Source organism: Romboutsia sp. 1001285H_161024_C4, from assembly GCF_015550185.1.
In the GTDB taxonomy this organism is placed as follows: Bacteria; Bacillota; Clostridia; order Peptostreptococcales; family Peptostreptococcaceae; genus Romboutsia_C; species Romboutsia_C hominis.
Window position 1 is genome coordinate 225,044 of the sequence record NZ_JADNAJ010000005.1, and the last position, 25,793, is coordinate 250,836.

At 26.7% G+C, this 25,793-nt stretch carries 18 protein-coding genes and 3 tRNA genes; 1 reads left to right on the top strand and 20 read right to left on the bottom strand.

Annotated elements, in window-relative coordinates; translation table 11 throughout:
* Positions 1–172: 172 nt before the first annotated feature.
* The 3 genes from I1959_RS10620 to I1959_RS10630 all read right to left on the bottom strand — a co-directional run bounded on the left by I1959_RS10620 (position 173) and on the right by I1959_RS10630 (position 3,685).
* The gene (locus tag I1959_RS10620; protein WP_166505639.1) at positions 173–2,245 is read right to left on the bottom strand and encodes a DEAD/DEAH box helicase; all 2,073 of its coding nucleotides are present in this window, start codon (positions 2,243–2,245) and stop codon (positions 173–175) included.
* Positions 2,246–2,356: 111 nt separating this feature from the next.
* Complete coding sequence (locus I1959_RS10625) at positions 2,357–3,142, bottom strand: PIG-L family deacetylase (RefSeq protein ID WP_166505640.1); 786 nt, start codon at positions 3,140–3,142, stop codon at positions 2,357–2,359.
* A 282-nt stretch (positions 3,143–3,424) separates the two neighbouring features.
* Positions 3,425–3,685, bottom strand: coding sequence for a hypothetical protein (locus I1959_RS10630; RefSeq protein ID WP_092925163.1), 261 nt, complete (start codon positions 3,683–3,685; stop codon positions 3,425–3,427).
* A 193-nt stretch (positions 3,686–3,878) separates the two neighbouring features.
* Between I1959_RS10630 and I1959_RS10635 the strand changes: the two genes are divergently transcribed.
* The gene (locus I1959_RS10635; RefSeq protein WP_092925161.1) at positions 3,879–4,745 is read left to right on the top strand and encodes an aldose 1-epimerase family protein; all 867 of its coding nucleotides are present in this window, start codon (positions 3,879–3,881) and stop codon (positions 4,743–4,745) included.
* A gap of 26 nt (positions 4,746–4,771) precedes the next feature.
* Here the strand turns inward: I1959_RS10635 and I1959_RS10640 are convergent, their stop codons facing one another.
* From I1959_RS10640 to uxuA, 17 genes are all read right to left on the bottom strand, one after another.
* Positions 4,772–5,134, bottom strand: a complete 363-nt coding sequence (locus tag I1959_RS10640; protein WP_092925159.1) for a hypothetical protein — start codon at positions 5,132–5,134, stop codon at positions 4,772–4,774.
* A gap of 111 nt (positions 5,135–5,245) precedes the next feature.
* The gene (locus I1959_RS10645; protein ID WP_195238265.1) at positions 5,246–6,616 is read right to left on the bottom strand and encodes a GTP pyrophosphokinase; all 1,371 of its coding nucleotides are present in this window, start codon (positions 6,614–6,616) and stop codon (positions 5,246–5,248) included.
* Between the two features lie 142 nt (positions 6,617–6,758).
* The gene (locus I1959_RS10650; protein ID WP_195238270.1) at positions 6,759–10,325 is read right to left on the bottom strand and encodes an AAA family ATPase; all 3,567 of its coding nucleotides are present in this window, start codon (positions 10,323–10,325) and stop codon (positions 6,759–6,761) included.
* Positions 10,326–10,456: 131 nt separating this feature from the next.
* Positions 10,457–10,532: transfer RNA gene (locus tag I1959_RS10655), tRNA-Lys, on the bottom strand.
* A gap of 81 nt (positions 10,533–10,613) precedes the next feature.
* A tRNA-Val gene (locus tag I1959_RS10660) sits at positions 10,614–10,689 on the bottom strand.
* Between the two features lie 4 nt (positions 10,690–10,693).
* Positions 10,694–10,769, bottom strand: a tRNA-Lys gene (locus I1959_RS10665).
* Between the two features lie 182 nt (positions 10,770–10,951).
* On the bottom strand, positions 10,952–11,779 hold the full coding sequence (locus I1959_RS10670; RefSeq protein ID WP_092925153.1) for a metal ABC transporter permease: 828 nt from the start codon (positions 11,777–11,779) through the stop codon (positions 10,952–10,954).
* A 17-nt stretch (positions 11,780–11,796) separates the two neighbouring features.
* Complete coding sequence (locus I1959_RS10675; protein ID WP_195238272.1) at positions 11,797–12,519, bottom strand: metal ABC transporter ATP-binding protein; 723 nt, start codon at positions 12,517–12,519, stop codon at positions 11,797–11,799.
* Positions 12,520–12,527: 8 nt separating this feature from the next.
* Positions 12,528–13,457 (bottom strand): metal ABC transporter solute-binding protein, Zn/Mn family, encoded by a 930-nt coding sequence (locus I1959_RS10680; RefSeq protein ID WP_166505645.1) that lies wholly within the window; start codon positions 13,455–13,457, stop codon positions 12,528–12,530.
* A 398-nt stretch (positions 13,458–13,855) separates the two neighbouring features.
* The gene (locus I1959_RS10685) at positions 13,856–15,583 is read right to left on the bottom strand and encodes a glycoside hydrolase family 3 protein (RefSeq protein WP_092925146.1); all 1,728 of its coding nucleotides are present in this window, start codon (positions 15,581–15,583) and stop codon (positions 13,856–13,858) included.
* Between the two features lie 78 nt (positions 15,584–15,661).
* Positions 15,662–17,965 (bottom strand): glycoside hydrolase family 2 protein, encoded by a 2,304-nt coding sequence (locus I1959_RS10690; protein ID WP_195238274.1) that lies wholly within the window; start codon positions 17,963–17,965, stop codon positions 15,662–15,664.
* Positions 17,966–18,224: 259 nt separating this feature from the next.
* Complete coding sequence (locus tag I1959_RS10695) at positions 18,225–19,676, bottom strand: MFS transporter (protein WP_092925142.1); 1,452 nt, start codon at positions 19,674–19,676, stop codon at positions 18,225–18,227.
* A gap of 67 nt (positions 19,677–19,743) precedes the next feature.
* Complete coding sequence (locus tag I1959_RS10700; RefSeq protein ID WP_092925140.1) at positions 19,744–20,601, bottom strand: sugar phosphate isomerase/epimerase family protein; 858 nt, start codon at positions 20,599–20,601, stop codon at positions 19,744–19,746.
* A gap of 5 nt (positions 20,602–20,606) precedes the next feature.
* Positions 20,607–21,605, bottom strand: a complete 999-nt coding sequence (locus I1959_RS10705; protein WP_092925138.1) for a Gfo/Idh/MocA family protein — start codon at positions 21,603–21,605, stop codon at positions 20,607–20,609.
* A gap of 29 nt (positions 21,606–21,634) precedes the next feature.
* On the bottom strand, positions 21,635–23,692 hold the full coding sequence (locus I1959_RS15800; RefSeq protein ID WP_330405512.1) for a Gfo/Idh/MocA family protein: 2,058 nt from the start codon (positions 23,690–23,692) through the stop codon (positions 21,635–21,637).
* Positions 23,693–23,714: 22 nt separating this feature from the next.
* Positions 23,715–25,115, bottom strand: coding sequence for a glucuronate isomerase (gene uxaC / locus I1959_RS10720; RefSeq protein WP_195238277.1), 1,401 nt, complete (start codon positions 25,113–25,115; stop codon positions 23,715–23,717).
* Between the two features lie 126 nt (positions 25,116–25,241).
* On the bottom strand, positions 25,242–25,793 hold a 552-nt coding region (gene uxuA, locus I1959_RS10725), incomplete at its 5' end, for a mannonate dehydratase (RefSeq protein WP_195237883.1).

Consider the following 25,793-nt stretch of genomic DNA (forward strand, 5'->3'; position numbering starts at 1 on the left):
TATTCATTCCTTTCACAAGTACATATATATCTTTTGTATTATTTAAAAGTTAATACATGTACTTATTTACTATTTATGTATATAAAAAAGACTAAGATTTAATCCTAGCCTTTTTATGATTAATCACATCTATATGTAGTTTTTCGTATTTTTGATTTTATATTCTAATTTTTTAGTCAAACATTATATCTATTATATCATCTACTGACATTTTACTAAGAAAATTTCCACTATCTGTATTACTATCTATAAGCTCTTTTACTAATTCTTTTTTCATTTCTTGTAATCTTATAATTTTTTCTTCTACTGTATCTTTAGATATTAGTTTTATAACATTAACAACATTTTTTTGCCCTATTCTATGAGCTCTATCACTTGCTTGATTCTCTACTGCAGGATTAAACCATGGGTCAAAGTGTATAACTATAGATGCACTAGTTAAATTTAAACCTGTACCTCCTGCTTTTAACGATATTAAAAACACATTATCATTATTTTTATTGAAATCTTTAACTAAATTAACTCTATCTTTTGGGTTAGTTTTTCCATCTAAATAGCTATAGCTTATATTTTCATAGTCTAATCTATCTTTTATTTTCTCTAATACTTTTGTAAACTGTGAAAATACTAATATTTTTTTGTCTTTATTTTCTTTTAACAATTTTACAAGCACCTCTAATTTAGAGTTTTTTATCTCATAGTTTTTAACCATTAATTCAGGGGCTATCGCTAACTGTCTAAGCTTAGTTAAATAAGATAATACAGACATATTATCATTTATTTGAATTTTATTTTTAGCTAAACTAAGTAAACCTAAGTATGCCTTTTTATGTTCTTTGTTAAGCTCTACATAATACTTTTGCTCAATTTTTTCTGGTAATTCATTTATAACTTCTTTTTTTGTTCTTCTTAATAAAAATGGTTTTATAAGCTTTTTTAAATCGTCTATATTACCTTTGTCTAAAAATATTTTTTTAAACTTTGATTTATCATATAAATATCCTGGCATTACAAAGTCAAATATAGACCATAACTCTATTAAGTTATTTTCTATTGGAGTTCCAGTTAGCGCAAACTTAACTTTTGCATTAATTTTTTTTACAGACTTAGCTATTATAGAATCTGGATTTTTTATATTCTGGGCTTCATCTATTATACAGTAATCAAATTTTATATTTTTATATTTTTCTGTATCGTTTTTGTAGGTTGTATAAGTTGTAAGTATTACATCATAATTATCTATATGATTTATAACATCCTCTCTTTTAGACTTATAAGCTAGACCTATTTTTAGATTAGGAGAAAATCTTTTAAATTCTTCAAGCCAATTATAAATAAGTGATGTTGGTGTTAATACAATAGCTTTTTTATTTTCATTAGATTGTAAAAAAGCTATTGTTTGTATTGTTTTACCTAACCCCATCTCATCTGCTAAAATTCCTCCAAACTCATATCTAGACAAAGTTTTTAAAAATTCATATCCTTTAATCTGATACTCTCTAAGTTTTGCATTTATATTAGGCTGATCAATTTTTAAATTTTCTACTTTTTTAAAGTTCTCGACTATATTGTCTATATGATGACTTCCTTTTATAATAGAACTATCATTATCTTCTATATATTTTTTTAGATATAGTGATTTATTATTGTCTATTTTCATAGAAGTAAGATTTTCATACATCCCCAAAGTATCTATTAGTTCTAATGATTCTTTTAAATTCTTCTCACTTAAATCCAAGTAATTTCCACTTTTAAATCTATATAATTTATTGTTTTCTTTATATGCATTATATATATTTTTATATTCACCTTCACTTATTCCATCTATTTCTAGTCTTGCATTCATATAACCATCTTTTGATGATAATATATTAAATGTTATATTTGGATTTAACTTTGTGCCTTCTTTACTTTCATATTCTTTATCATTATTTAAATCTTCTATACCCTTTAGTACTATCGCTACTATGTGAGAGCATAAATTATTAGATTTTATACTTTGTGACTCTGAAAAACAATCACAACTTACATTTGATATTTCTCTAGTTTTAGTATTTATACTTATCATTGATGTATAATCTCTTCTTCTTTGTTCATCTAACACAGTTCCATAAAATATACATTTACTGCCATTTTGTTTAGCATAATTATTTAAAATTACTCCATTTTTGTATATGTAATGTCCAGAATTGTATTTACTTCTATCTGTATATGTTTTTAATATTTCTTCTATATTTATATTCATTTTATCCACCTTGTTTAATTTTTTGTAAATCTAATTTATCACTATAAAAAATTAAAAGCTACCCTTTTTGTAAAAAATAAGTGTAGGACGTGTCCTACACTTATTTTTTACTTAATATATACTTAAAATTGATGTTAAACTAGGATCATTTAATAAATAATCAAAGTAACTATGGGCTGAAGTATATCCAATTCCATACTTTTCATTTTTATTATCTACATTTTTATATTCTTCTAAAGCACTCTTTACTGTATTATAGTCCTTCATATTATTAACTTTGTATATATCTCTTTTATCGTTAGGTATATTTGATACATAGTTAGGCTTCATAAAATATCTTGCATCATCTACTTTATGTTCATCACTAAGCTTTTTTAATACTTGACCATTTTTTCTGTGCATTATATGATCATCATATTTATAGTGATGTGCTATATGTGTAACGCTTCCTAACTTTTTTTCAAAGTTTAGTATAGTCTTTTCCATTAGATCATAATGAGTTCCTGGTTTTTTAGCTTCATCTGCTAGTATTATTACATTATCTTTTTTTACTCCTAGTTTATTTAGACATGCTTTAAACTCATTGTTTCTTAGTCTTTCTTTTTCTTTTCTATCTATACCCTTAAATTTTGGGTTATTTTTAAACACATTAACTCCCGACCCATCTGATACTAAAGTTACATATACATTGTCCGTTCCACATTCTTTAATAGCATCTACTATAGCAGTTCCTCCCCATAAAACCTCATCATCTTGATGTTGTGGGTAAAATACCACATGATCTTTAAATCTTTTAATATTGCCATTATTATACTGAGAGTATGCTGTATGTACACCAAATATTACTAACACAACTATTATTATCCCCATTATTTTTTTATCTTTTTTGTCTTTCATTTTCACACCACCTACTATTTTTATTTATATGTCGAAAATAGTCGTCTTTAAGCTTATTTTATATTAGCATACTTTACATCTAAATTATATGAAATTTAATATATTGAAATTTTTTTGTTACCGTTTTGAAATTTTTTTGTTACTTTTTAAATGTTTTTTATATAAATTAAGCTTTATACCCTTAATAATTTTAATAATTGAAAAGAAATAGGGGATAATTAGCCATATCACTATTTATCCCCTATTTCTTTTACTCTATTTAATAAAAACTTACATTTTTTATTACTCTGCATCAAAATCTATATGAAACTTTCCTTCTGGTGAATTTATATCTAAATAAGATAAATTAAAATTTTCATCCATTACGTCTATTTTATATTCAAATAAAACATCATCTTCTTTCTTAGACATAAATATGTAGCTACCATTATCTTTATCTTCTATTTCATCACATATTTCTTCATATATTTCTTCACCACTTACACTTCTTTGGTATCCAGAATTTTTTATTTTCTCTTCTATTAATCTGTATATTTCTTCCATGTTAAACTTCCTTTCTAGTTAAACTACTATATATTATATACTTACATAGTATTTGTTAATTCATAATTATATCATTTAAATATACAGCATAACAATATTTATAAAGTTATTTTCTCTAATATAAGTTTATTTAACATTTACATATATTGCGAAATTATATTATATATAATATGCTTATCTAAGAGGTGATAATATGAATATATTAGAAAATGATAAACTTATAATAGAATCTAAAAATAGTGGTGCTGAACTAACTAGAATATACTCTAAAGATCTAAAAAAGGAAATACTATGGAATGGAGATAGCACTCATTGGTCAAGACACTCTCCTATATTATTTCCTATAGTCGGTAGATTAAAAGACAACAAAACTTATATAGAAGATAAGTTCTATAATATGAGTCAACATGGATTTGCTAGAGATATGGATTTTGAAATTATTTATAATGATAATACCTCAATAACTTATAGATTAATATCTAGTGATGAAACTAAAAAACTATATCCTTATTCTTTTGAACTTTTAATAAAATATACTATTATTAATAATAGCATAAATACTAATTGGATTGTTTTAAACAAAGATACAAAAGATATGTATTTTTCAATAGGAGCACACCCGGCATTTAATATATATGATGATTTGTGCAATTACTACCTAGAGTTTAAATCTAGAGATATAGTAAAAAGAATAAACTTAGAGGGTCCTTATTTTAATAGTGTAAAAGAAGTTTATAATTTAAATAATTTAAGATTAGAACCTAAGATTTTTGAAAAGGATGCATTAATATATACTAATATAGATAGTATTAACTTAAAATCTAATAAATCTAAAGATTACATAAACATTAATTTTAAAGATTTTCCACTAGTTGGAATATGGACTCCTTACTACAAAGATACAAACTCTACTGCTCCATTTGTATGTATTGAACCATGGTTTGGACTAGCTGACAGTGTAAATTCGGATAAAATATATACTAACAAAGCTTATATAAATAAACTTAAACCTTTAGAGTCATTTAATAGTTTATATACTATAACTATAGAAAAAGAGTAAGGATTAACTTACTCTTTTTCTATATGTTAATTATCTTTATTAATTAATTTTTTATATGGTTTTTGTATAATTATATCTACAACTTCGCCTATTGCTATGTAAATTAATATTTTTGGTTCTGTAAAAGTTATATAAATAAATATACCTATTATAATGACTATTAATCCTATAATTTTTATTAAAATCTTTTTATTGTCTTCATCATAGTCTAAATCGTCTAAGCATCTGTCAAAATCTTCTTTAGCTCCTAAGCTATAAAGTCTTTCACATACAAAAGCTACCCAAAATAGTGGCATATTTACATCATAAAACAATTTATATGCAACTAGAGCTAATATAGAAAATAATAAAGATGAAATAACTACATTATCCTTACTCTTAGCTTTCACTTAAATCATCCTTTCCATATATAAAATATCATACAATATTACTTTTTTCTACATAATTTCTAATTTATATTATAAAAATAAAGAGCTGCCTTATAAAGCAACTCTTTATTTTTATCCAATTATAGCATCTTTAATTTTTCTATTTATGTTATCCATATACTTATCTCGTTTTATTTTGTATTCATTATAAGAGTCTATATTTCTACATATGCTATTTATTTCATTTCTAACTACATTATTTATACTATCTAAACTTTGTTCATATAATATCTCTATAGAATCTATTTGTATTAATGTACTTGCTACCTCCATATATATATCATGTAATATATATTTACTATCTGATTTAAAATTAAGCTCTAGCTTACCTTGATGTTTTATAGGAACTATTTTTTCTTTTATAAATAATATAAAGTTTTCAAAATCCTTTTTATTATTAAGAGGTTCTACTTCAAATAATATCCTAAAGAATAAGTTCCATATAAATTCACAGTTTAGCTTACTCATTATAAAATTACCTAGTTTTTCACAAAATTCATCTTCAAATTCAGGGCTTTTACCAAATTTTATTTTAGAGTTAAAGTCTATATCTTTCTTGGCTATCTCATTTAGCCTCATAAGACCTTGTATTGTTGTATCTTCACTTATATCTAAGCCATCTTTATTCTTATTAAATGAATAGTTTATAATAGTTTCACAAGGCTTTTTAAAATCTACTATAAATCCTATATCTTTTTCCATTTTTTCAGCAAAAGTATCATATGCAATTTTAGCTAAAAACTTTTCCATAGACTTTTGCTTTAATGTTTTATCTTTTGAAGTGTTTTCATTAAAAGATTTATAAACAGATAAAAGCTGGTTGTCTATCATTGCTAGATTATTTTTTATTGATGCCATAACATCACTTAAAAATTTATCTACCATTACATAAGTATTATTTTTATATATAACTTGATGTTCTATATCACTCCAAAATATATTTACCATGGATTTTATCTGTATTTCAAAATTTATTTTGTTTTTTCCATATGTAAATAAACCATTTATTCTATATATTTCAAATCCATTTTTTTGTTTTCGTGGCTGCTCTTTATCTAGCCTTATCTTAACCTTGTCATTACTTTTATTATAAAAATATATATTATCATCTGTAGTATCAAAATAAGACTTTAATACTTTATATATTAATTTCTCTTCTTCTATAAATCTACACTCTAGTCTTACACCTATTAAGTCTGATAGATTATGTATAAGCTCTTGTGGTGTCTCATATCTTTTTAAATATCTATTTCTTATTATTTTTTCTCTTAAACTATATTCTGTTTTTACTCTTGAATTAACATTTAAATATTCTTGGTCACTAGATTCAAGTATATTTTCAAAATAGTTCTCTAGTTCTTTTGATAGCATATTTAATGTAGGTGCTAAGGAGTTTAATAAATCAATTGACTCGTCTATAAATTCAAATTCTTTAAGGCTCATAATATTCTCCTATTTCTTTTTAGTACTTAAATTTTACACAAAAAAGGGACATTTATCAAATGTCCTTTTTAAATTTTACTGTATACTTATACCAAAATGAGTATTTTAAATAAATTTAGTAAATACTCATTTTTAGCATACATTATATATTATTTATTATTTTTCCCTTAAGTATTTTAAATTCTACTTCATCTATTACACCTAAGTCGTATAAATTTTTTATCTTTAATAATTCATTTCCTACATCATAGGATAAATTTTCATTAGAGTTATTAATTTTATAATTCTCTTTTAAATTATTATCAGCAATTGGCTCTACATTATTACTTATAAATGTATTTTCATTTACAAATATTTCTTTGCTACTTATTATGTCTTCTACTTCTATATTATTTATATCTCTTTGTAATATATTGTTGTCATATACCCTTACACTTTGAACTCTTACTAATTTTTCTATATAATTTTTTATCATAAGACTATTTCTAAGCTTTAAATTATCATTTTCGTAAAGACTATAGATCACTTCTTTTAAGCTGTCTTTTGATTCTTTACTTAATATAAATCCTTTATTAGTTAATATGTCTAGGCATATTTCATATAATTCAATATTTGTATAGTCCTCAAAGTCTAACCATATAGGGAATCTATAATTTAAAGACTCATTTAATAAAACTAATTCTTTCATTTTATCTTTTTGGCCAGATAAAACTATTTTTATTTTATTTTTATTGTTATCTATAAATTTTAAAAGTATAGAAATTATTTCTTTGTAATTATTAATATCTAATAATAAGTGAGCCTTATCTATTAATACTATTTTACCTAAAGATTTATTTAGTATATCTTCTAATTTTAAGCCACTATTTATTTCACCTATTATTTCTCTTATATCAATTTCTACTATATTCTTAGACTTTATCATATCCCTTGAGTAATACATTTCTGCTAATATGTTTAAAATAGATTTTTTACCTGTTCCTACATTTCCTGTAAATACTATGTTACTATACTTATTTCTATTATTTTTTTTGCCTAGTTTTACTCTCTTTTCTTGTATTTTAATAAGTTTATATTCATTTCTTAAAAATTCTTTTGCTTTTTCATTTCCTTTAAGAGATTTAAGTTTTTCTTCTAAATCAAACTCATACTCTGATACTTTAATTTTTTCTATATCTTTAGTTGTAATTAGATTCATTTCATAGGTGCTTATGTTTTCTTCTGCTATTCTTATGCTTTGATTTCTTATTAGATTTTCTACATAATTTCTAACCATTCTACCATTTCCTGATGTAGAATCTGATTCTTCATATATATCTTCAAAGCTTTTTTTAAGAGATACATATGCATTTTTAGATAATTTGAATCCTGTTGAATCTATTAAATTAATAGCCATTTCTAATAGTTCATTTGGGTTGTAATCTTCAAAAGTTGTCCAAATTGGGAATCTTGATTTTAATCCTATATTAACATCAAAGAAATCTTCCATCTCTTCTTCATATCCTGCAAGTATTACTACAACCTCTTTAGAATAGTCTTCTATAAGCTTAAGAAGTGTTTCTGTAGCCTCTCTACCTAATGAATCATTAGCTAATGTATAGGCCTCATCTATAAATAAAACTCCTCCTATAGCCTCTTTAAACTTTTCTTCAGTCTTTTTACTAGTTTCACCTGGTACCTCTGATATAAAACTTGATCTATCCGTTTCTATCATCTGACCTACCTTTAAAAGACCCATGCTATTTAGCATTTCTGATACTAATCTTGCTATACTAGTTTTACCTGTTCCTGGATTACCTACAAACACCATATTTAAGTTTTGCTCTATTTTAGTATCTATTCCCGCTGCTTTTCTCTTCTCTTGTGCAACTATAAGCTTATATTGGTTTCTAAGTAAGCTTTTAACTTCATTTAAACCTACTATTTGGCTTAGTCTTTCTTCTAAATTAAATTTTGCTTTTGCTTTAAAGTTGAAATTGTCTCTTTCTAGCAAATCTATTTCCTTACTTTTATCATTTATATACTTTTTAGATGCATCTAATATAGCATTTTCAACTATATTTCTTACAAATCTAGCATTACCTAAATCATTTTTACCACTTATTTGATTTTTCGCAAATAAGTCTATTAATTCATTTTTAACGTTTTTTGCTATTCTATATCCTTTTGATTTTGCAATATTTAAAGCTATCTCATACATTTCATACGGAGTATAATCTTCAAAATGTATAGTGTTTAAAAATCTTGATTTAAGACCTGGATTAAATGCTAAAAATTCATCCATATCTTTTTCATATCCTGCAAGTATTACAACTAAATCATCTCTATTATCTTCTATACCTTTTAATAATGCATCTATTATTTCTTTTCCTACTTTATCATCATCACTTTCACATAGTGAGTATGCTTCATCTATAAATAATACTCCTCCCATAGCAGAATTTATTATATCTATAGTTCTTTTAGCTGTTTCTGCTGGGTTTTCTGTTACAAAATCAGCTTTACTAACTTCCCTATATATACCTTTAGATAATATATTTAGTGCATTTAAATATTCAAAAGTTACTCTAGCTGCATTAGTTTTACCTGTTCCTGCATTACCTGCAAATATCATATTTAATGATATATTAGATGTTTTTAGTCCAAGTCTTTCCCTAATTTTTTGTACTTTGTAGTTGTTTTTAACGCTTGTTAAAAATTCTTTTAAATCTTTCATTCCTATAATAGAATTTAATTTGTATTCAACTTCTTCTAATGTAGGTGTTGAATAATCACTAAGTGAGAATATTTCATTTTTTATGTTGCAATATATTTCGTCATTATCTACATATATTAATATTGTACTATTTTCTTTAATATTTTCTTTTAAAATCAAGTTTGTTAAGGGTTTACATAGCTTGTAAGATACATATTCACTAATTCCAAAATTTGAATCTTTTTTATATGTTTCTTGTAAGTATTTGCAAATTCCAAAGTATTCATCGCTTTGATCATCTTCTTTAATATCTAATACTATTTTTACGTTGTGATTTTCTTCTTTTATTTTTATAGTTTCTAGAACTTCTCTTTTTACTATTTTATTTCTTTCCTCCTTATTAAGAGGCTTAGTATATAATACTTTATCTATGTTATTGCTAAATGACTTAGTAAAGTGTTCTTCTATATTAAACTTCTCATCATTAGTTGTATATACTAAGAACTTATTATGACAAACTATATTGTTTATAGTATCCTCATCTTCATCATTTGCTTGTATTAAAAATTTATTTTTTATTATGTAATTATTGTCTAAGTTTAAGCAAGTATTTGGATATACATTTGATAATACATTTAGCATATCTTCACTAGCTTTTTCACTATTTTTAAATAGTATACAAGAAGAATCACTACTTAGTTTTTCATATAAATCTGTTAAAAATGCGCTATATCCTAAATTAAAATTATATGATGCTAAATCTATTTCTTGTATATGTGTATTATCTATAAAATCTGAATTATTTAGGTATTCAAATATCCTTCTTACACTAGTTTTTTTAGCAGTTTCTTTATCCCCTATTAAAAATAATATTCCTTTTTCTTTGTTTATAAATTTTTCTTCAAAATACTCACATATTTCCTTGATAAATTTTTTTTGCCCTATAAGCTCTCTATTTAATTTTCTTTCTATATAACTAAATTTTTGTTTTATAAAGTCTTGTTCATTCTCCATATGATTCACCCTTCAATGTTTTATTATTTTTTATAGCCTTAAGATATTCTTACCCCAAAAATTATATTTTATATATATAATATAATTTTTTTTACAAAAAAACCTCATAGATATCTATGAGGTTTCAAAACTGGTGACCCATCCGCGACTCGAACGCGGGACACCCTGATTAAAAGTCAGGTGCTCTACCGACTGAGCTAATGGGTCTTATATAATTTAATAACATAAGCTTACAGCAACTTACTCATTGCAAGTTATCTGCTCTACTATCTAAATAACTATAAGTTTTGGTGGGATTAACAGGGCTCGAACCTGTGACCCCCTGCTTGTAAGGCAGGTGCTCTCCCAGCTGAGCTATAATCCCAAAGTGGTGACCCATCCGCGACTCGAACGCGGGACACCCTGATTAAAAGTCAGGTGCTCTACCGACTGAGCTAATGGGTCATTTGTTTTGTTTACTTCTCTCAACCACAAATATTATTATATTCGTTTTTTTTTGTTTCGTCAACACTTTTTGTATATTTTTTCAAATTATATTTTATTTTTTTCTATATCTGTTGATTTTTCTACTTTTTTAGAATTATTTTAAATTTAAAAATTAAAAAGAGTAGTAACCTACTCTTTTATTATTTGTTTAATACTATTTTTTTATGTTTAGAATTTATTAACTTTGAAAATACAGTTACTCCTAAAAGCTCTAATACACTTATTATAACAATAGTTCCTCCTGGTGCTATGTCTAAATAAAAAGATATTAATACCCCACTTATTATAGCTATCTCACCAAATAATACTGAATAAAATATTGATTGTTTAAAACTTTTTGCTACTTTTAAGCTTGTAGCTACTGGTATTGAAATAAGGGATGATACTAATAATACCCCAACTATTCTAAGTGTTATTGTTATGCTTGCTGCAACTAATATCATAAATATTGTGTTAATAAGTTTTACAGGTATTTTAGAAAATTTTGCATTTTCCTCATCAAATGTTATATATAATAATTCTTTAAATAATAAACTTACAAATAAAATAATTATAATTGCTACCATAATGATTATTTTTATATCTTCACTACTTACTGTAGCTATACTTCCATACATAAATGAGAATAAATCAAAGTTTGTATTTGATATACTTATAAGTATACCTGATATTCCAACTCCTAAAGCCATTATTATAGCTATTGACAAATCAGCATATTCCTTTAAATAAGTTCTTAATCTATCTATTATTATAGCTGCTATACTTGATGCTACTAGAGATCCTATTAAAGGATTTACACCTACTATAGTAGCTGATGCTATACCTGATAGTGCTATATGTGACAGACTATCTCCTATTAACGATAATTTTTTAAATACTATAAACATTCCCATTAATGGACATATAAGCCCAACTATTAAGGAAGCTGTAAGTGCCCTTACCATAAAATCATATTGAAAAATTTCCAAAATATTGCCTCCCCACTTTAACTACTAAATAAATTAAGCATTATAGATTCATCTATATCTTTTTTGCTATTTTCTATTAATTCTATTTTTTTATTTTTTATTAATGCTAATTTTTTAACTTCTTCTTTTACTATAAATAAATCATGAGATACTATTATTATAGTTAAATTTAATTTTTCATTTAACTCTTTTAGTATTTTATAAAATTCTTTTTGTCCGTTTACATCTATTCCAACTGTTGGTTCATCTAAAAATAGTATTTCAGGTGATTTTACAAGTTCTCTAGCTATAAATACTTTTTGTTGTTGACCTCCGGATAAACTTCCTATTAGTCTATCTTTATACTCATACATTCCTACTAATTTTAAAACTTCATCAACTTCTTTTTTGTATTTTTTACTTACTCTTTTAAACAAACCTACCTTAGATACTAAACTTAATGATACTACTTCTTCTACTGTTATAGGAAATGAACTAGAAAATGAATTTGATTTTTGGTCTACATAACCAATTTTATTCCATTCATCAAAGTTATTTATATTTTTATTAAGTAAGTCAATACTTCCTTTAACTGGTTTTAATTTATTTATCATAAGCTTAAGCAAAGTACTTTTACCAACACCATTTTGCCCTATAATACCTATGTAATCACCTTTATTTATATTTAAGTTTATATTATCTAATATAACTTTATCTTCATATCCAAAGCTTACATCGTTAAATTTAATTACTTTATCCATATTTATCCCTACTTTAAAACTAAATTTAGTGTTTCTAAGTTTTTATTCATTAAAGATATGTAATCTTTATTATTGTCAAAATCCTTTTTACTTATATTGTCTATTGAATATAGCACTGTTGTTTTTATATTAGCCTCATCTGCTATAGTTTTTGCTACATTTGGATTTACAAGACCATCAAATAGTATGTATTTTATATTATTCTTTTTTGCATAGTTAGCTATTTCACTTATTTTGCTAAGAGATGGTTCTTGATTTGGACTAATTCCTGTTATAGATATTTGATTTATTTTATATTCATCACATAAATATCCATAAGCGCCATGAGATACTATTATACTCTTATTTTTTTTGTCTTTTAAATTTTCATCATAATTACTTTTTAGCTTTTTTAACTTTTCTATATATTCATTATAATTTTTTTCATAATAGTCTTTGTTTTTTTCGTCTGCTTTGATTAAAGCATTTTTTATGTTTTCACATTCTTTCATAGCTAAATCTACATTTAACCATACATGAGGATCATACTGCCCGTGATTATGAGATTCATGATTCTCTTTTTCGTGATTTTGTTCTTCATCATAAGTAAGTGGTTTTATACCTTCACTTGCATCTACTATCTGTAGTTTATTTTCACTTTTTATTTTATCTGCAAAGCTATCTAATCCTAATCCATTTTTTATAAGTAAATCAGCATTTTGAATATCTTTCATAAGCTTTGGCGTTATTTCATAGTCATGAGGTTCTACTCCTGGTGGAACTACATAATTTATATTTATCTTATCTTTTCCTATATTTCTTGTAAAATCGTATATAGGAAATACTGTTGTGTAAACATTTATTTTCCCATTGTCTTTAGCTGTATTATTACCACTAGAACAAGCTACAGCACTTATCATTGTTATTACTGATAATAATGCTAGTAATATTTTTTTCATATATTTCTCCTTCCATATGTAAATCTTTATAATTATATCCAAAATATTATTTATTTAATCTATACCATTTTTAATTGATAATAAATATCATTATCGAATATTTTATAACTTTTTACTCATTTAGTCAATATATTACATTTTATGTTATTTATAATAACAATAATAGATGTTTATATCAACTGATTTTATATATATATTTAAAATTTTAAAATCTTCCTATATATACTTTATTCATGTATTTTATAATCTATTATAATTTATATTAATTTAATTTATATATAAGAAATACATACATAAAAAAGCTATAAACTCTGGTTTTTAATTCCTATAGTTTATAGCTTTTTTATATTTTATGCTAATTAAATAGCTTATTTCTTATTTTAGTATTTATATTAAAATTATAAACGAGTATCCCAAGAATCACAGAATGCATCAACTGAGCTTACGCCTTTAAATTCAGATTTTCCCATTATCTTTTGTATTACTTGATGTATAGTATTTTCATTATCTGTATATGCATTTATATATGTTGGTACCATTGGTACATCTATTAAGTGGAATGGATTATTTACAGATACACATACTGTAGGTAGTTCTGTAACATACCAAGGAATATCTGGACCCATTGGCATAGCCCATGTTATACGACGTACATTACTTTGAGAGAATCCTTGTACATTTACAAACAGCATTACTGCATCAAACTTATCAACAAAATCTTTTATTGGAGTCATAGCTAATAATTGCTTTCCATTTAAAGATGTATTTGGATCGAATACTTCTACCTCAAATCCTTGTGCTTCTAACTCATTTTTCACTTTATCTTGTAAGCTACCTGTTCCTGCCATTGATACTTTAGATGCAAACCCTGTTGAGTCTACAGTATATAGCATTATTCTTTTGTGAGTTTCTGGCGTTATTGGTAGTTGATTTTTAGTGTTTTTAACTAAAGTTATAGCTTTATCTGCTACATCTTTTGCTACTTCTAAGTGTTTTTCACATCCTATAACAGATAAATTTTCTTTTGGTGGCATTAATGTATTTGATTCTTTTTTCTTATGTAATTTTAACATAGCTTTAAATGCAAGTACACGAGTAACAGCTTCATCTAAACGCTCATGAGTTAATATTCCATTTTCAAGTCCTTTTTTCATAGCTTCAACATCTTCATCTTTATCTCTATAATAAAGTATCATATCGCATCCTGATGCTATTGTTGTAGGTATCATATCTTCTCTTCTTATCATAGAAGTAAGTCCTACCATATGAGTTGCATCAGTAAGTATTAATCCGTTAAATCCTAATTGTTCACGAAGTAATCCTTGTAATAATTCAGGTGCTATAGTAGCTGGCATTATCTCATTATCTTTTATGCCTGGCTTTAACTTTCTTGAGTATTCTGGAAGTCTTATATGTCCTATCATTACAGATTCAACACCTGCATCTATCATTCCCTTATATACTTTACCAAATTCATTATCCCACTCTTCACAACTCATCATATTATTAGTTGTAACTATGTGTTGATCACGCTCATCTAATCCATCTCCTGGGAAATGTTTCATACAACAAGCAAGACCTGCATCATTTGCACCTCTTAAATATTCTTTTGACATTTCAAGTACAACATCTGCATCACTTGAGAAACAACGGCTAGATACAACACAGTTTCTCCAGTTTTTATTTATATCAACTATAGGTGCATAAGTCCAGTTGCATCCTATAGCAGCTGCTTCCTTACATCCATAATATCCTAATTTGTATGCATTTTCTTTATCTTGTGTAGCCCCTATTGTTACATGGTATCCTATATGTGTTCCACCACCAATACCACCATCTCCTCCAGCTTCTATATTAGCTGCTATTAGTGCTGGTATTTTACTAGTATTTTGTATAGTCATATTTTGTTCATATAACTTATCAGCTGACATATTAGAATATCTAAATCCTCCCATGCCATATTTATTAATACGCTCTTTTATCTCTTCTTCATTGTTATTCCAAAGCATATCTACAAATACTTGTCCTATCTTTTCATCTAAAGATAATCCCGCTAATGTATCTTCTACCCACTTGATATCCTCATCTTCTAAGTAAAATGGTTTTGCTTTTAAATCTATTTTCATTTTAATCCCCCTTTTGATAAATGTCTTTTTAGATTTATAATCATAAGGTATATAAAATTTATATACCTTATTTGATTACTATTTTTTAATATTAACTAATTCTGAATTTAATACGTATATAAATTTATCACTTATCTGACCACCTGCTAATTCTGCTAATTGATCAATTGTCATACCTTCTAACATACCTGCAGTTGGGCCCTCTAGCATTTGTCCAAAATATTTTTCAATTATAGATTTAGTTTCTTCATTGGCCATTAATTCTTTAAATTTACATTTTGTTGAATATACATCATCTGTAATATTAAGTTCTTTAATTTCAACATCATCAAACTTGTTTTTATCATCATTAAACCAATTTGTAACTACTCCACCTTTATCTTCTGGACAGTCATAAATAGAATTTCTTTCATCTACTTTATTAAATATAGCAAAATCCGTGTAAACTTTGCCTTCACTCTTTGCCACTACTTTTACTTCATTTTGTCCATCTACTAACTCTATATTTTCAAAGTTAAATATATGATTTGAATTTAATGTAGCTACTTCTTCGTTATTTACAAATAAAGTTAATTCATTTAAGTTAGAGTATACTTTGACATTTATAAATTTATTTTCTCTATCAATATATCTTTTACTATTTATATGAATAAATTTTTCATCTGACCAAAGTGATTTGTACATATAAAATGCGTCTTTTTTAACTTTTCTATCAAATGTTATTAAACCTTTATTATTTCTTCCTTTAACTCCACCTTCATCTCTAAAATCAGAACCAAAGTCAAAGAAATTCCATACGTATGTACCCCATACAAATTTTCTTTCATTAAATATCTTCATTACTTTTTCATGATATAGTGCATGGTACTCTTCTGTATAATCCTTTACTTGTGGATTATCTGTATGATACTTAATTATTCCTTCTGCACCATATTCTGATATACCTATACAAGTATCTGGATTTACCTTATTAAAATCATCTAACCATTGAGCAAATTCTTCAACTTCACCTTGATACCATCCATAATATTTGTTATAAGCCATTATGTCTGTATAATTATGAAACTCATCTTCATTTTCAACCATCATAACTTGTGCTTGAGTAGTTAAACGAGTACTATCTTCTTTTTTAGCTAGTTGGTGAAGTTCTTTAACTAGAGTTCTAAGCTCGTCAGTTATACCACCTATTTGTATTTCATTTTGTACTCCCCACATAACTATACTTGAATGGTTATAGTTTTGACGTATTAATTCAACTAATTGGCTCTTAGCATTTTCACCTTTTAAATCAGTCTTTGACATAACTGATATAAATGGTATTTCCGCCCATATTATCATACCTTCTCTATCACATAAATCATAGAAGTATTGATCGTGTTGATAATGAGCCAAACGTATTGAGTTAGCACCTACTTCTTTTATAAGTTTCATGTCTTCTTCATGATCCTTTTTGCTTAGTGCCCAACCTTTATCTTTTCTATCTTGATGTCTAGAAACACCATTTAACTTCATATGTTCTCCATTTAAGAAGAATCCTTCTTTAGCATCAAATCTATAGTATCTAAACCCTGTTGGTATTATTAATTCATCTAATACATCATTATCTTTCATTATGTATGCTTTTACATTATATAAATATGGATTTTTTACCCCATGCCATAGTATAGGGTTTTCTATATTTATTGGTAGTGATATTTCCCTAGATTCATTTGGGTTTAATAATATATCTTTTGCATTGTATTTTACAATATTTCCTTCTTTATCTAATACATCTATCCATAATTTTATAGCTTCTTCTTTTTCACAATCATTTTTTATTATTGATTTTACAGTTATGCTTGCACTTTCTTTAGTTATATTATCTTGTGACACATATACTCCTAAAGAACCTTCATTCATTAATTCAAAATGAGTTTTATCTGTAACAACTAGATTAACATCTCTGTATATACCACCATAGAATGTAAAATCTGCCCATATAGGATATACATCATCAACTATAGAGTTATCTACTTTAATTGCTATTGTATTGACTTTTCCATATTCTACTACATCACTTATATCAAATCTAAAAGTAGAATATCCTCCTTTATGCTCTCCTAAATGTTTTTCATTTAAGTATACATTTGTTATACTGTTTGATCCATTTAATTCTATATATATTTTCTTATTTTCATATTCTTTATTTATAAATATCTCTTTTCTATACCAGCAAGCTCCCTTATAAAAATCATTGCCTCCATCTATTCCATCTATAGCATTCCAAGTATGGGGGATGCTTATATTTTCCCAAGTGCTTAAATTAATGTCTTTTATATAAGCTTCTTTAATATCTTCTTTTACAAATTTCCAATTGTCATTGATGTTAATAATATTTCTCATAATATCTCCCCTTTGTAAAACATTTTCCTAAGATTAATACTAGTATATCATATATTTTGGTTTATTGGTATACTAGTATTAATTTTATTTTACAGGTTAACTTAACGACTTTTCAAATTCTATTACTAAACCTTCTTTTTTATTATAAATAAAATCACAAAGAATCTCATATATCACTACATGAGATTCTTTATGATTAAAATACGTTACTTTAAACTTAAATTAATATGTTTACAAAACACTCAAATAAAATTTAACCTTAAGCACCTTGTTTCTCTTTTATACTGTTTAATCCACTTTGAACTTCAGCCATTTTAGCTGCATCTAATGGATAGAATTTCATAGCTATTATAGATGCTATATGTCCAAATATTGGTACTATGTACATACACGTCATTATTAACCAGAAAAACTTAGTATCTGCTGGAGTATTTGGAACTATTACTGCATTTGCCATACCTATTATAGCAAGCCCTACTCCAAGTAATGTTGAACTAAATGATGATATTAACTTATCTATAAATGAGAATAATGTACCCATCATACCTGGAACAAACTTTCCAGTTCTATATGTTTCATAGTCTGCACAGTCTGCTATCATTGGTATAACTATATTTCCTGATATCCCTGCAAATGCACCTTGAAGTATTGTTATAGATAAGAATAGTATAGTATTTAAATTTATATTAGTCATAGATACATTATCAAATGGTTGTATTATAATCATTGCAAATAACATTGCCATACTTAACCAAGTACCTGCAACAAAAGCTTTCTTTTGCCCAAGTTTTGATGCATATCTAACTCCAATTATTGTTATAATTATTGTTACTGGAGTTGTTATAACACTCATCTCACCTTGTAAACTAATATTCATCAATACGTTACCAAATAAATACATCTTAGTTGCATTAGCAAGAGTGCTTGCTAACTTATCAGTTGAAGCTGCTATAACTAGCATTTGTATAGCTCTATTTGACTTTATTATTGGCCAGTAATCTTTAAACTTAACTTGATTTGCTGCACTTCCGACACCGTAAAATTCTTTTTTATCTCTCCCTGATATACCTATAATTGCAAGTATTGTCATTACAAATGAAGTTCCACCAAATATTATTGCTGCCATCTTCCACATTTCAGGATTTAATAAACCATTTTCATATCCATCAGCAAACATTGGAGGTAATATAGAAGTTATTACTAATGCTGATACTGAAAATAATATACTATTATATATTGAATCAAATATTGTAAATAATGGTCTTTGCTTAGGGTCATTAGTTAATGACGCTTGTGCTGCTTTTGTACAAGCTGTTTGGAATGTGTATCCTATTATGTATATTACATATATTCCTAAAAGTACCGGAAATCTCATTGATTTACTAAGGTTTGGTACTACTCCGAATATTAAATACACAGTTATTAATAATATAATATTTCCAACTAGCATAAATGGTCTATATTTACCAAACTTAGTTTCAGTCTTGTCTATCATATATCCTATTATTGGATCTGTTATACCGTCAAATATTCTCATAGATGTTATAACTACCCCTATAGTTACCGCAGCTATACCTAGTATATTTTGACTAAATATTGCCAAGTAAGTCATTATAGACATTATTACATTTGTGGCAGTATTATTTAAAGCGAAAAGTCCTATTTGCCATAATTTAGCACTATTATATTGTTGTTTTGATACGTTAGACACTTTTTATTCCCCTTTCGATTATTAAATCTTTGAAATTGTTTTCCCAATCTTTAAAAAAAATTACTAATTAAAATCTATCTTCGTATCCTAATGCTTTTAAATTTCTTGCACTTATTTCTAAGCTTTCAAATGGATCTTTTCCATATGTATCATCTTGCTCTATAAATATATGTTCAACCCCTGTTTCTCCAGCTAAATCTATTATAGCTTTTATGTCTAAGTTTCCTTCTCCTATTTCAGCAAATTGAACCATTAATGCCATATTTGTCATTATTTGTTCCATTCCACCTGATAAGTCTATAGTTTGGGCTATTCTATAATCTTTTATATGTATTATCTTTATTCTTCCTTCTAGTTTCTTTATCCACTCTAATGGATTTACTCCTCCCCTTTGTAACCAATGAACATCAAGCTCAAATCCTAAATACTCTGGGTCACTTTCTTTAGCCATTATATCCATTATATACTCACCATCATATTTAGCAAATTCAACATGGTGATTATGATAATAAAGTTCTAGACCTTCTTCTTTTAATCTTTTACCAAATTCATTTAATTCTTTAGTATACTCAATTATCTTTTCTTTTGATCCTAAACAATCAAATGATATCATTCCTACTCTTATATATTTGCAATTTAATGCTTTAGTATCTGATACTATTTTGTCAAAGTCATCTCTTAAGTTTTCCATTTTAATAGAAGGCATTAAAGACTTTATAGCTGCACTAGTTGCGCATACTTTCATATCTAGCTCATCTAAACATTTTTTTATTTCAGATACATTTTCTTCAGTCATAGGTATTTGAGATAATTCTACTGTTGAAAATCCTATTTCTTTAACTCTTTTGAAAGTTTCAGTTATACCCATTTCTTGTACTTTTTCTCTAAGCATCATCATTTGAACGCCTATTGTTGGTTTTGTCATATTATTTACCCCCATAATATTTGTTTATTATCCTTAGATGAAGTTCTTATACTATCTATAATTTTTATAGAAGGTATGGCGTCATTTATAGTTATATAATCTTTAGTGTTATTTATTAAGCAATTATAATAATCATTTATAATTTCTTTATGGCTAGCTCCATAATAATGCTTACTTCCACTAAGTTTATCATCTTCTACTATTAAAACTTTTTCTCCACCTACTGATTTATATAATTTACTATCTTTTATAGTAAATTTACCCTTTTCAAGTATTACCTGTATCTCAACACTAGAGCTGTCACAATATGCTATTGTTGAAAAGAATAACCCTTTAGCCCCATTTGAGAAATTTATACTAGCACTAGCTGTATCTTCAACTTCTATATCATAATCTAATAAGTTACTAACCTGACCTTTTATAGAATCTATTTTTCCACCTAATAATTGCATTAAATCTAATGTATGTATAGACTGATTTATCATAACTCCACCACCAGCTAACTTCATACTACCTCTCCATGGCTTTATGTCATAATACTCTTTTGGTCTACTCCAAGTAACTATCCCCTTTATACCAATTACTTTTCCATATTCTTTAGAATTTACTATATTTAATAAGTGCTTTGTTGTTTTGTTGTATCTATTTTGTAGACATATACAAATATTAGAATCTGTATTGTCATGTAATTTTTTAAATTTATTAGCTTCTTTCGCGTTTAAACAAAGTGGTTTTTCTAGGAGTATGTTAACTCCTAGATTAGCCACTTCTTTAGTTACAGGATAGTGAAGGTAGTGTGGTAAACATATATGAACACAATCTAAGTTTTCATTTTTAATCATCTCATTATAGTCTGTATAAAATTTAGCATCTTTTACTAAATCTTTTTTATTTTCATCTATATCACATACTGCAACTAGCTTTGCATTTTTATTTGATTTAATTGCATGAAGATGAACCATAGAAACATCTCCTAGACCTATAATCCCTATTCTTAGTGCCATATATTTTCCCTTCTTTCTCCTATTTTTATTTATGCGTTAGCTTTTTCAGCTTCTCTTCTCTTGTTTAATTCTTCTAGGTATAAATCTTCATCAAATGGTAATTCTATATCTTTTCCTGTCCAGCTTGATAAGTGCATTGCATTTGATAATATAACTCCATTTATACCATCTGTTCCTGGTGCTAATAATTTTTTACCTTCTAATATAGCTTCAGTGAAGTTTATCATAACATTTATATGTTGAACTCCCCATTGATCTGGTATTTCAAATTCTTCAACTTCGAATAAATCTCCCATACCTTCTCCTCTGAAAAGATTTGCAACATCAGCAAAAGTTAATCTCTTGTTTAATTCATTTTCGCTTTCTTTCATTCTCTTAACTGTTACTTTCTTACTTCCTTCAACTACTATCTTACCTTTATCCCCGTGTATTTCAAATCTATCAGTTCCTAATATGTCATGTGTACAAGTTATAAATGTTCCAGTAGCTCCGTTTTCGTATTCAACAAAAGCAGTTACATCATCTTCAACAGCTATATTTCTGTGAGAACCAAATTGTAAGTTAGCTCTTACTTTAGTTGGCATTCCACATATCCATTGCCATAAATCTAATTGGTGAGGCGCTTGGTTAGCTAATACTCCTCCACCTTCTCCTGACCAAGTTGCTCTCCAGTCACTCATATCATAGTATGCTTGTGGTCTCCACCAAGTAGTTATTATCCAGTTAGTTCTTCTTATTTCCCCTATTTCACCGTTATCTACTATTTCTTTTATTCTTTGATATAATGGGTTTGTTCTTTGATTAAACATCATACCAAATACTAAGTGTGGCTTAGACTCTGCTAATTCATTCATTTCTCTTATTTTCTTAGTATAAACGCCTGCTGGCTTTTCAACTAATGTATGTAAATCTCTGTTTAATGCTTCTATAGCTATTACTGGATGATCGTAGTGTGGTGTAGCTATTAATACAGCATCTATTTCTTTACTATCTAACATGTCTATGTAGTTATCAAAGAATTTTACATCTTTAGGTAACTTTTCATTAGCCCATTCCTTTTTAGCTGGGTTTATATCACAAACTGCTGTTAACTTAGCTCCTGCTACTTTTCCTTCTGCTAACCAACTAGCATGAGATCCACCCATTTGACCTATTCCAACTATCCCAAATCTTACTTGTTTCATATCGTCCCCTCCAAATTTGTTTAATCTAAACTCAATTTTTCCTAATATGTTTACTAAAGATTTATATTGAAGTGCATAAGCACTCTTTCCGTCTAGACCTTTGTCTTCTTTTATTATTTCATTAACATCTTCTAATTCTAAATCTTTTAATGAATCAAATATAACTAAGTGTGGCTCCATAGTTACAAAGCCTTTATATCCATTTTTTATAGCATCTGTTAGTATTTCTTCTATCTTACCTTCACCAGTTGCGCATACTACATTTTGATTATCACGTTTATTTGCATCTTTTATGTGGTAATATACTATATATTCTTTTAATAGTTCATAGCATTCTTTAGTGTTTTCCATACACTGAACAAAGTTTGCAAAGTCAAATATAGCTTTAAAGTTATCTGAATTTACACTTTTTAATATATCTAAGCATCTAGAAGATATATCTCCGTATATGTCTTTTTCATTTTCATGAAGTAGTATTATGTTGTGCTTTTTAGCTATTTCTGTAAATATATTTAATTTTTTTATAACTTCATCTCTATAGTCATCAGGATTTTTACCTTTTGGCATATAGAAACTAAACATTCTTATATACTTACACTCTAGTATACTTGCCATTTCACATAATTTTTCTAATAAATCTACTTGCTTATTAAAACCTTCTTCATCATCTATAAATACTTTACCTATAGGTGATCCTATAGAAGATACTTTTACTTTATATTCTTCTAATTTTGGCTTTATATAAGTTTTTAGTTCATCTATACTATATTCACTAAAATTTTTTTCATTTACCCCTCTTATTGATATATACTCCATACCAAGTTCTGTTACTGTTTGAAGTTGTGTATCAAAATCACTGCTTATTTCATCTGAAAATCCCGATATCTTTATATTTTCTAACATACGCGCCCCCATATAAAATGTTTTATCCTAAGAAGTATTTGTTTGAGTTGTTAAAACATATATCTTCAATTATTTGACCTAGTATGTCTAAGTCGTTTGGATATTCTCCATTCTCAACTAAGTTACCTATGTAGTTGCAAAGTATTCTTCTAAAATATTCATGTCTTGTAAAAGATAAGAAACTTCTAGAGTCTGTAAGCATTCCTACAAATTTACTAACTAATCCAAGTTGTGAAAGTGCCATTAACTGTCTTTCCATTCCGTCTTTTTGGTCATTAAACCACCATCCAGAACCAAATTGTATTTTCCCAGCTATGCCTCCACCTTGGAAGTTACCTATCATAGTACCTAGTACTTCGTTATCCTTTGGATTTAAACAGTATAGTATAGTTTTAGGTAGTTTATCTTCTACATCTAGACTATCTAATATTCTTGATAATGAATAAGCGATTTCCCCATCATCAATACTATCAAATCCTGCATCTACCCCTACTTTGTTAAACATTCTTGTATTATTATTTCTAAGAGCACCTATATGAAGTTGCATAACTAGATTTTTCTCGCTATACATCTTTCCTAAACTTATTAATGTAAAAGTTATATACTTATAAGCTTCTTTATCACTTATAGCTTCTCCAGATAAAACTTTAACAAAAATTTCTTCAACTTCCTCTATTGTTGAATTTTCAAAATAAACTCTTTCTAAACTATGATCTGTTATATTACATCCATTTTCTACAAAGAAGTCTAATCTATTTTTAAGTACTTTTAAAAGTTCACTGTATGTTTTTATTTCTACATTTTCTAATTTTCCTAAAGCTTTTATATAATCTATAAAACCTTCGTTTTTTATCTTAAGTGCTTTATCTGGTCTAAATGTAGGTCTTACTTTACACTCAAAACTTTCATCTTCTCTTATTTTTTTATGATATATTAAATCATCAGCTGGATCATCTGTAGTTCCTATGTATACTACATTTGACATTTCTATTAGCTTTCTTGCACTTAAATTGTTTTCTTTGATACTAAGATTTGCTTTTTCCCATATAATCTCGGCAGTTTTTTCACTTAGAGTTTCTTCTATGTTAAAGTATCTTCTAAGCTCTAAATGAGACCAATGATATATAGGGTTTCCTATTAAATAAGGCATCATCTTAGCAAATTCATTAAACTTTTCAAAATCACTAGCATCTCCTGTGATGTACTTTTCATCTATACCAAAGCTTCTCATAGCTCTCCACTTATAGTGATCGTGGTATAACCACATTTGAGTTATATTTTCATATGTTTTATCTTCTGCTATTTCTACTGCTGGTAAATGGCAGTGATAGTCAAATATAGGCATTTTTGCTGCGTGGTTATAATATAATGTTTTTGCCGTGTCGCTATTTAATAGGAAGTCTTTATCCATAAACGTTTTCATATTTACCCCCATATATTTCACTTAATTAAAATTTTGACTTTATTTAACTTATACTAAATATTTTATCATAAAATTTTTTTAACAATATTTGAATTAATTTTCTTTTTTTAGACTAATTTATTCAAATTATTTATTTTTATTTATAGCCTCTATTAATCCATTTATATAAACTGCTCCTAAAGCTCTATCATATAGTCCATATCCTGGTCTTCCTGTTTCTCCCCATATCATTCTTCCATGGTCTGGTCTATATGGTCCTTTAAAGTCATAATCACAATATGCTTTTACTATTTCATAAAAATCAAGCGATCCACACTCAGATAAGTGAGCTACTTCATTAAAGCTACTCTCTCCTGTTATTAATACGTTTCTTAAGTGTGCAAAGTTTATTCTATTTTTTTCTTTTCCAAAGTATTCAACCATTTTTACTACATCATTAGTACTTGTGCATCCAAGTGATCCTGTACATAAAGTTATACCATTATATTCACTATCATAAAGATTTACAAATCTTTCTAGATTTTCAAAATTTGTTATTATTCTTGGAAGTCCAAATATACCCCATGGTGGATCATCTGGATGTATAGCCATTTTTACGTTGCTTTCTTCAGCTACTGGTATTATTTCTTTTATAAAGTATTCAAGATTTTCCCATAACTTTTCTTCATCTATATCTTT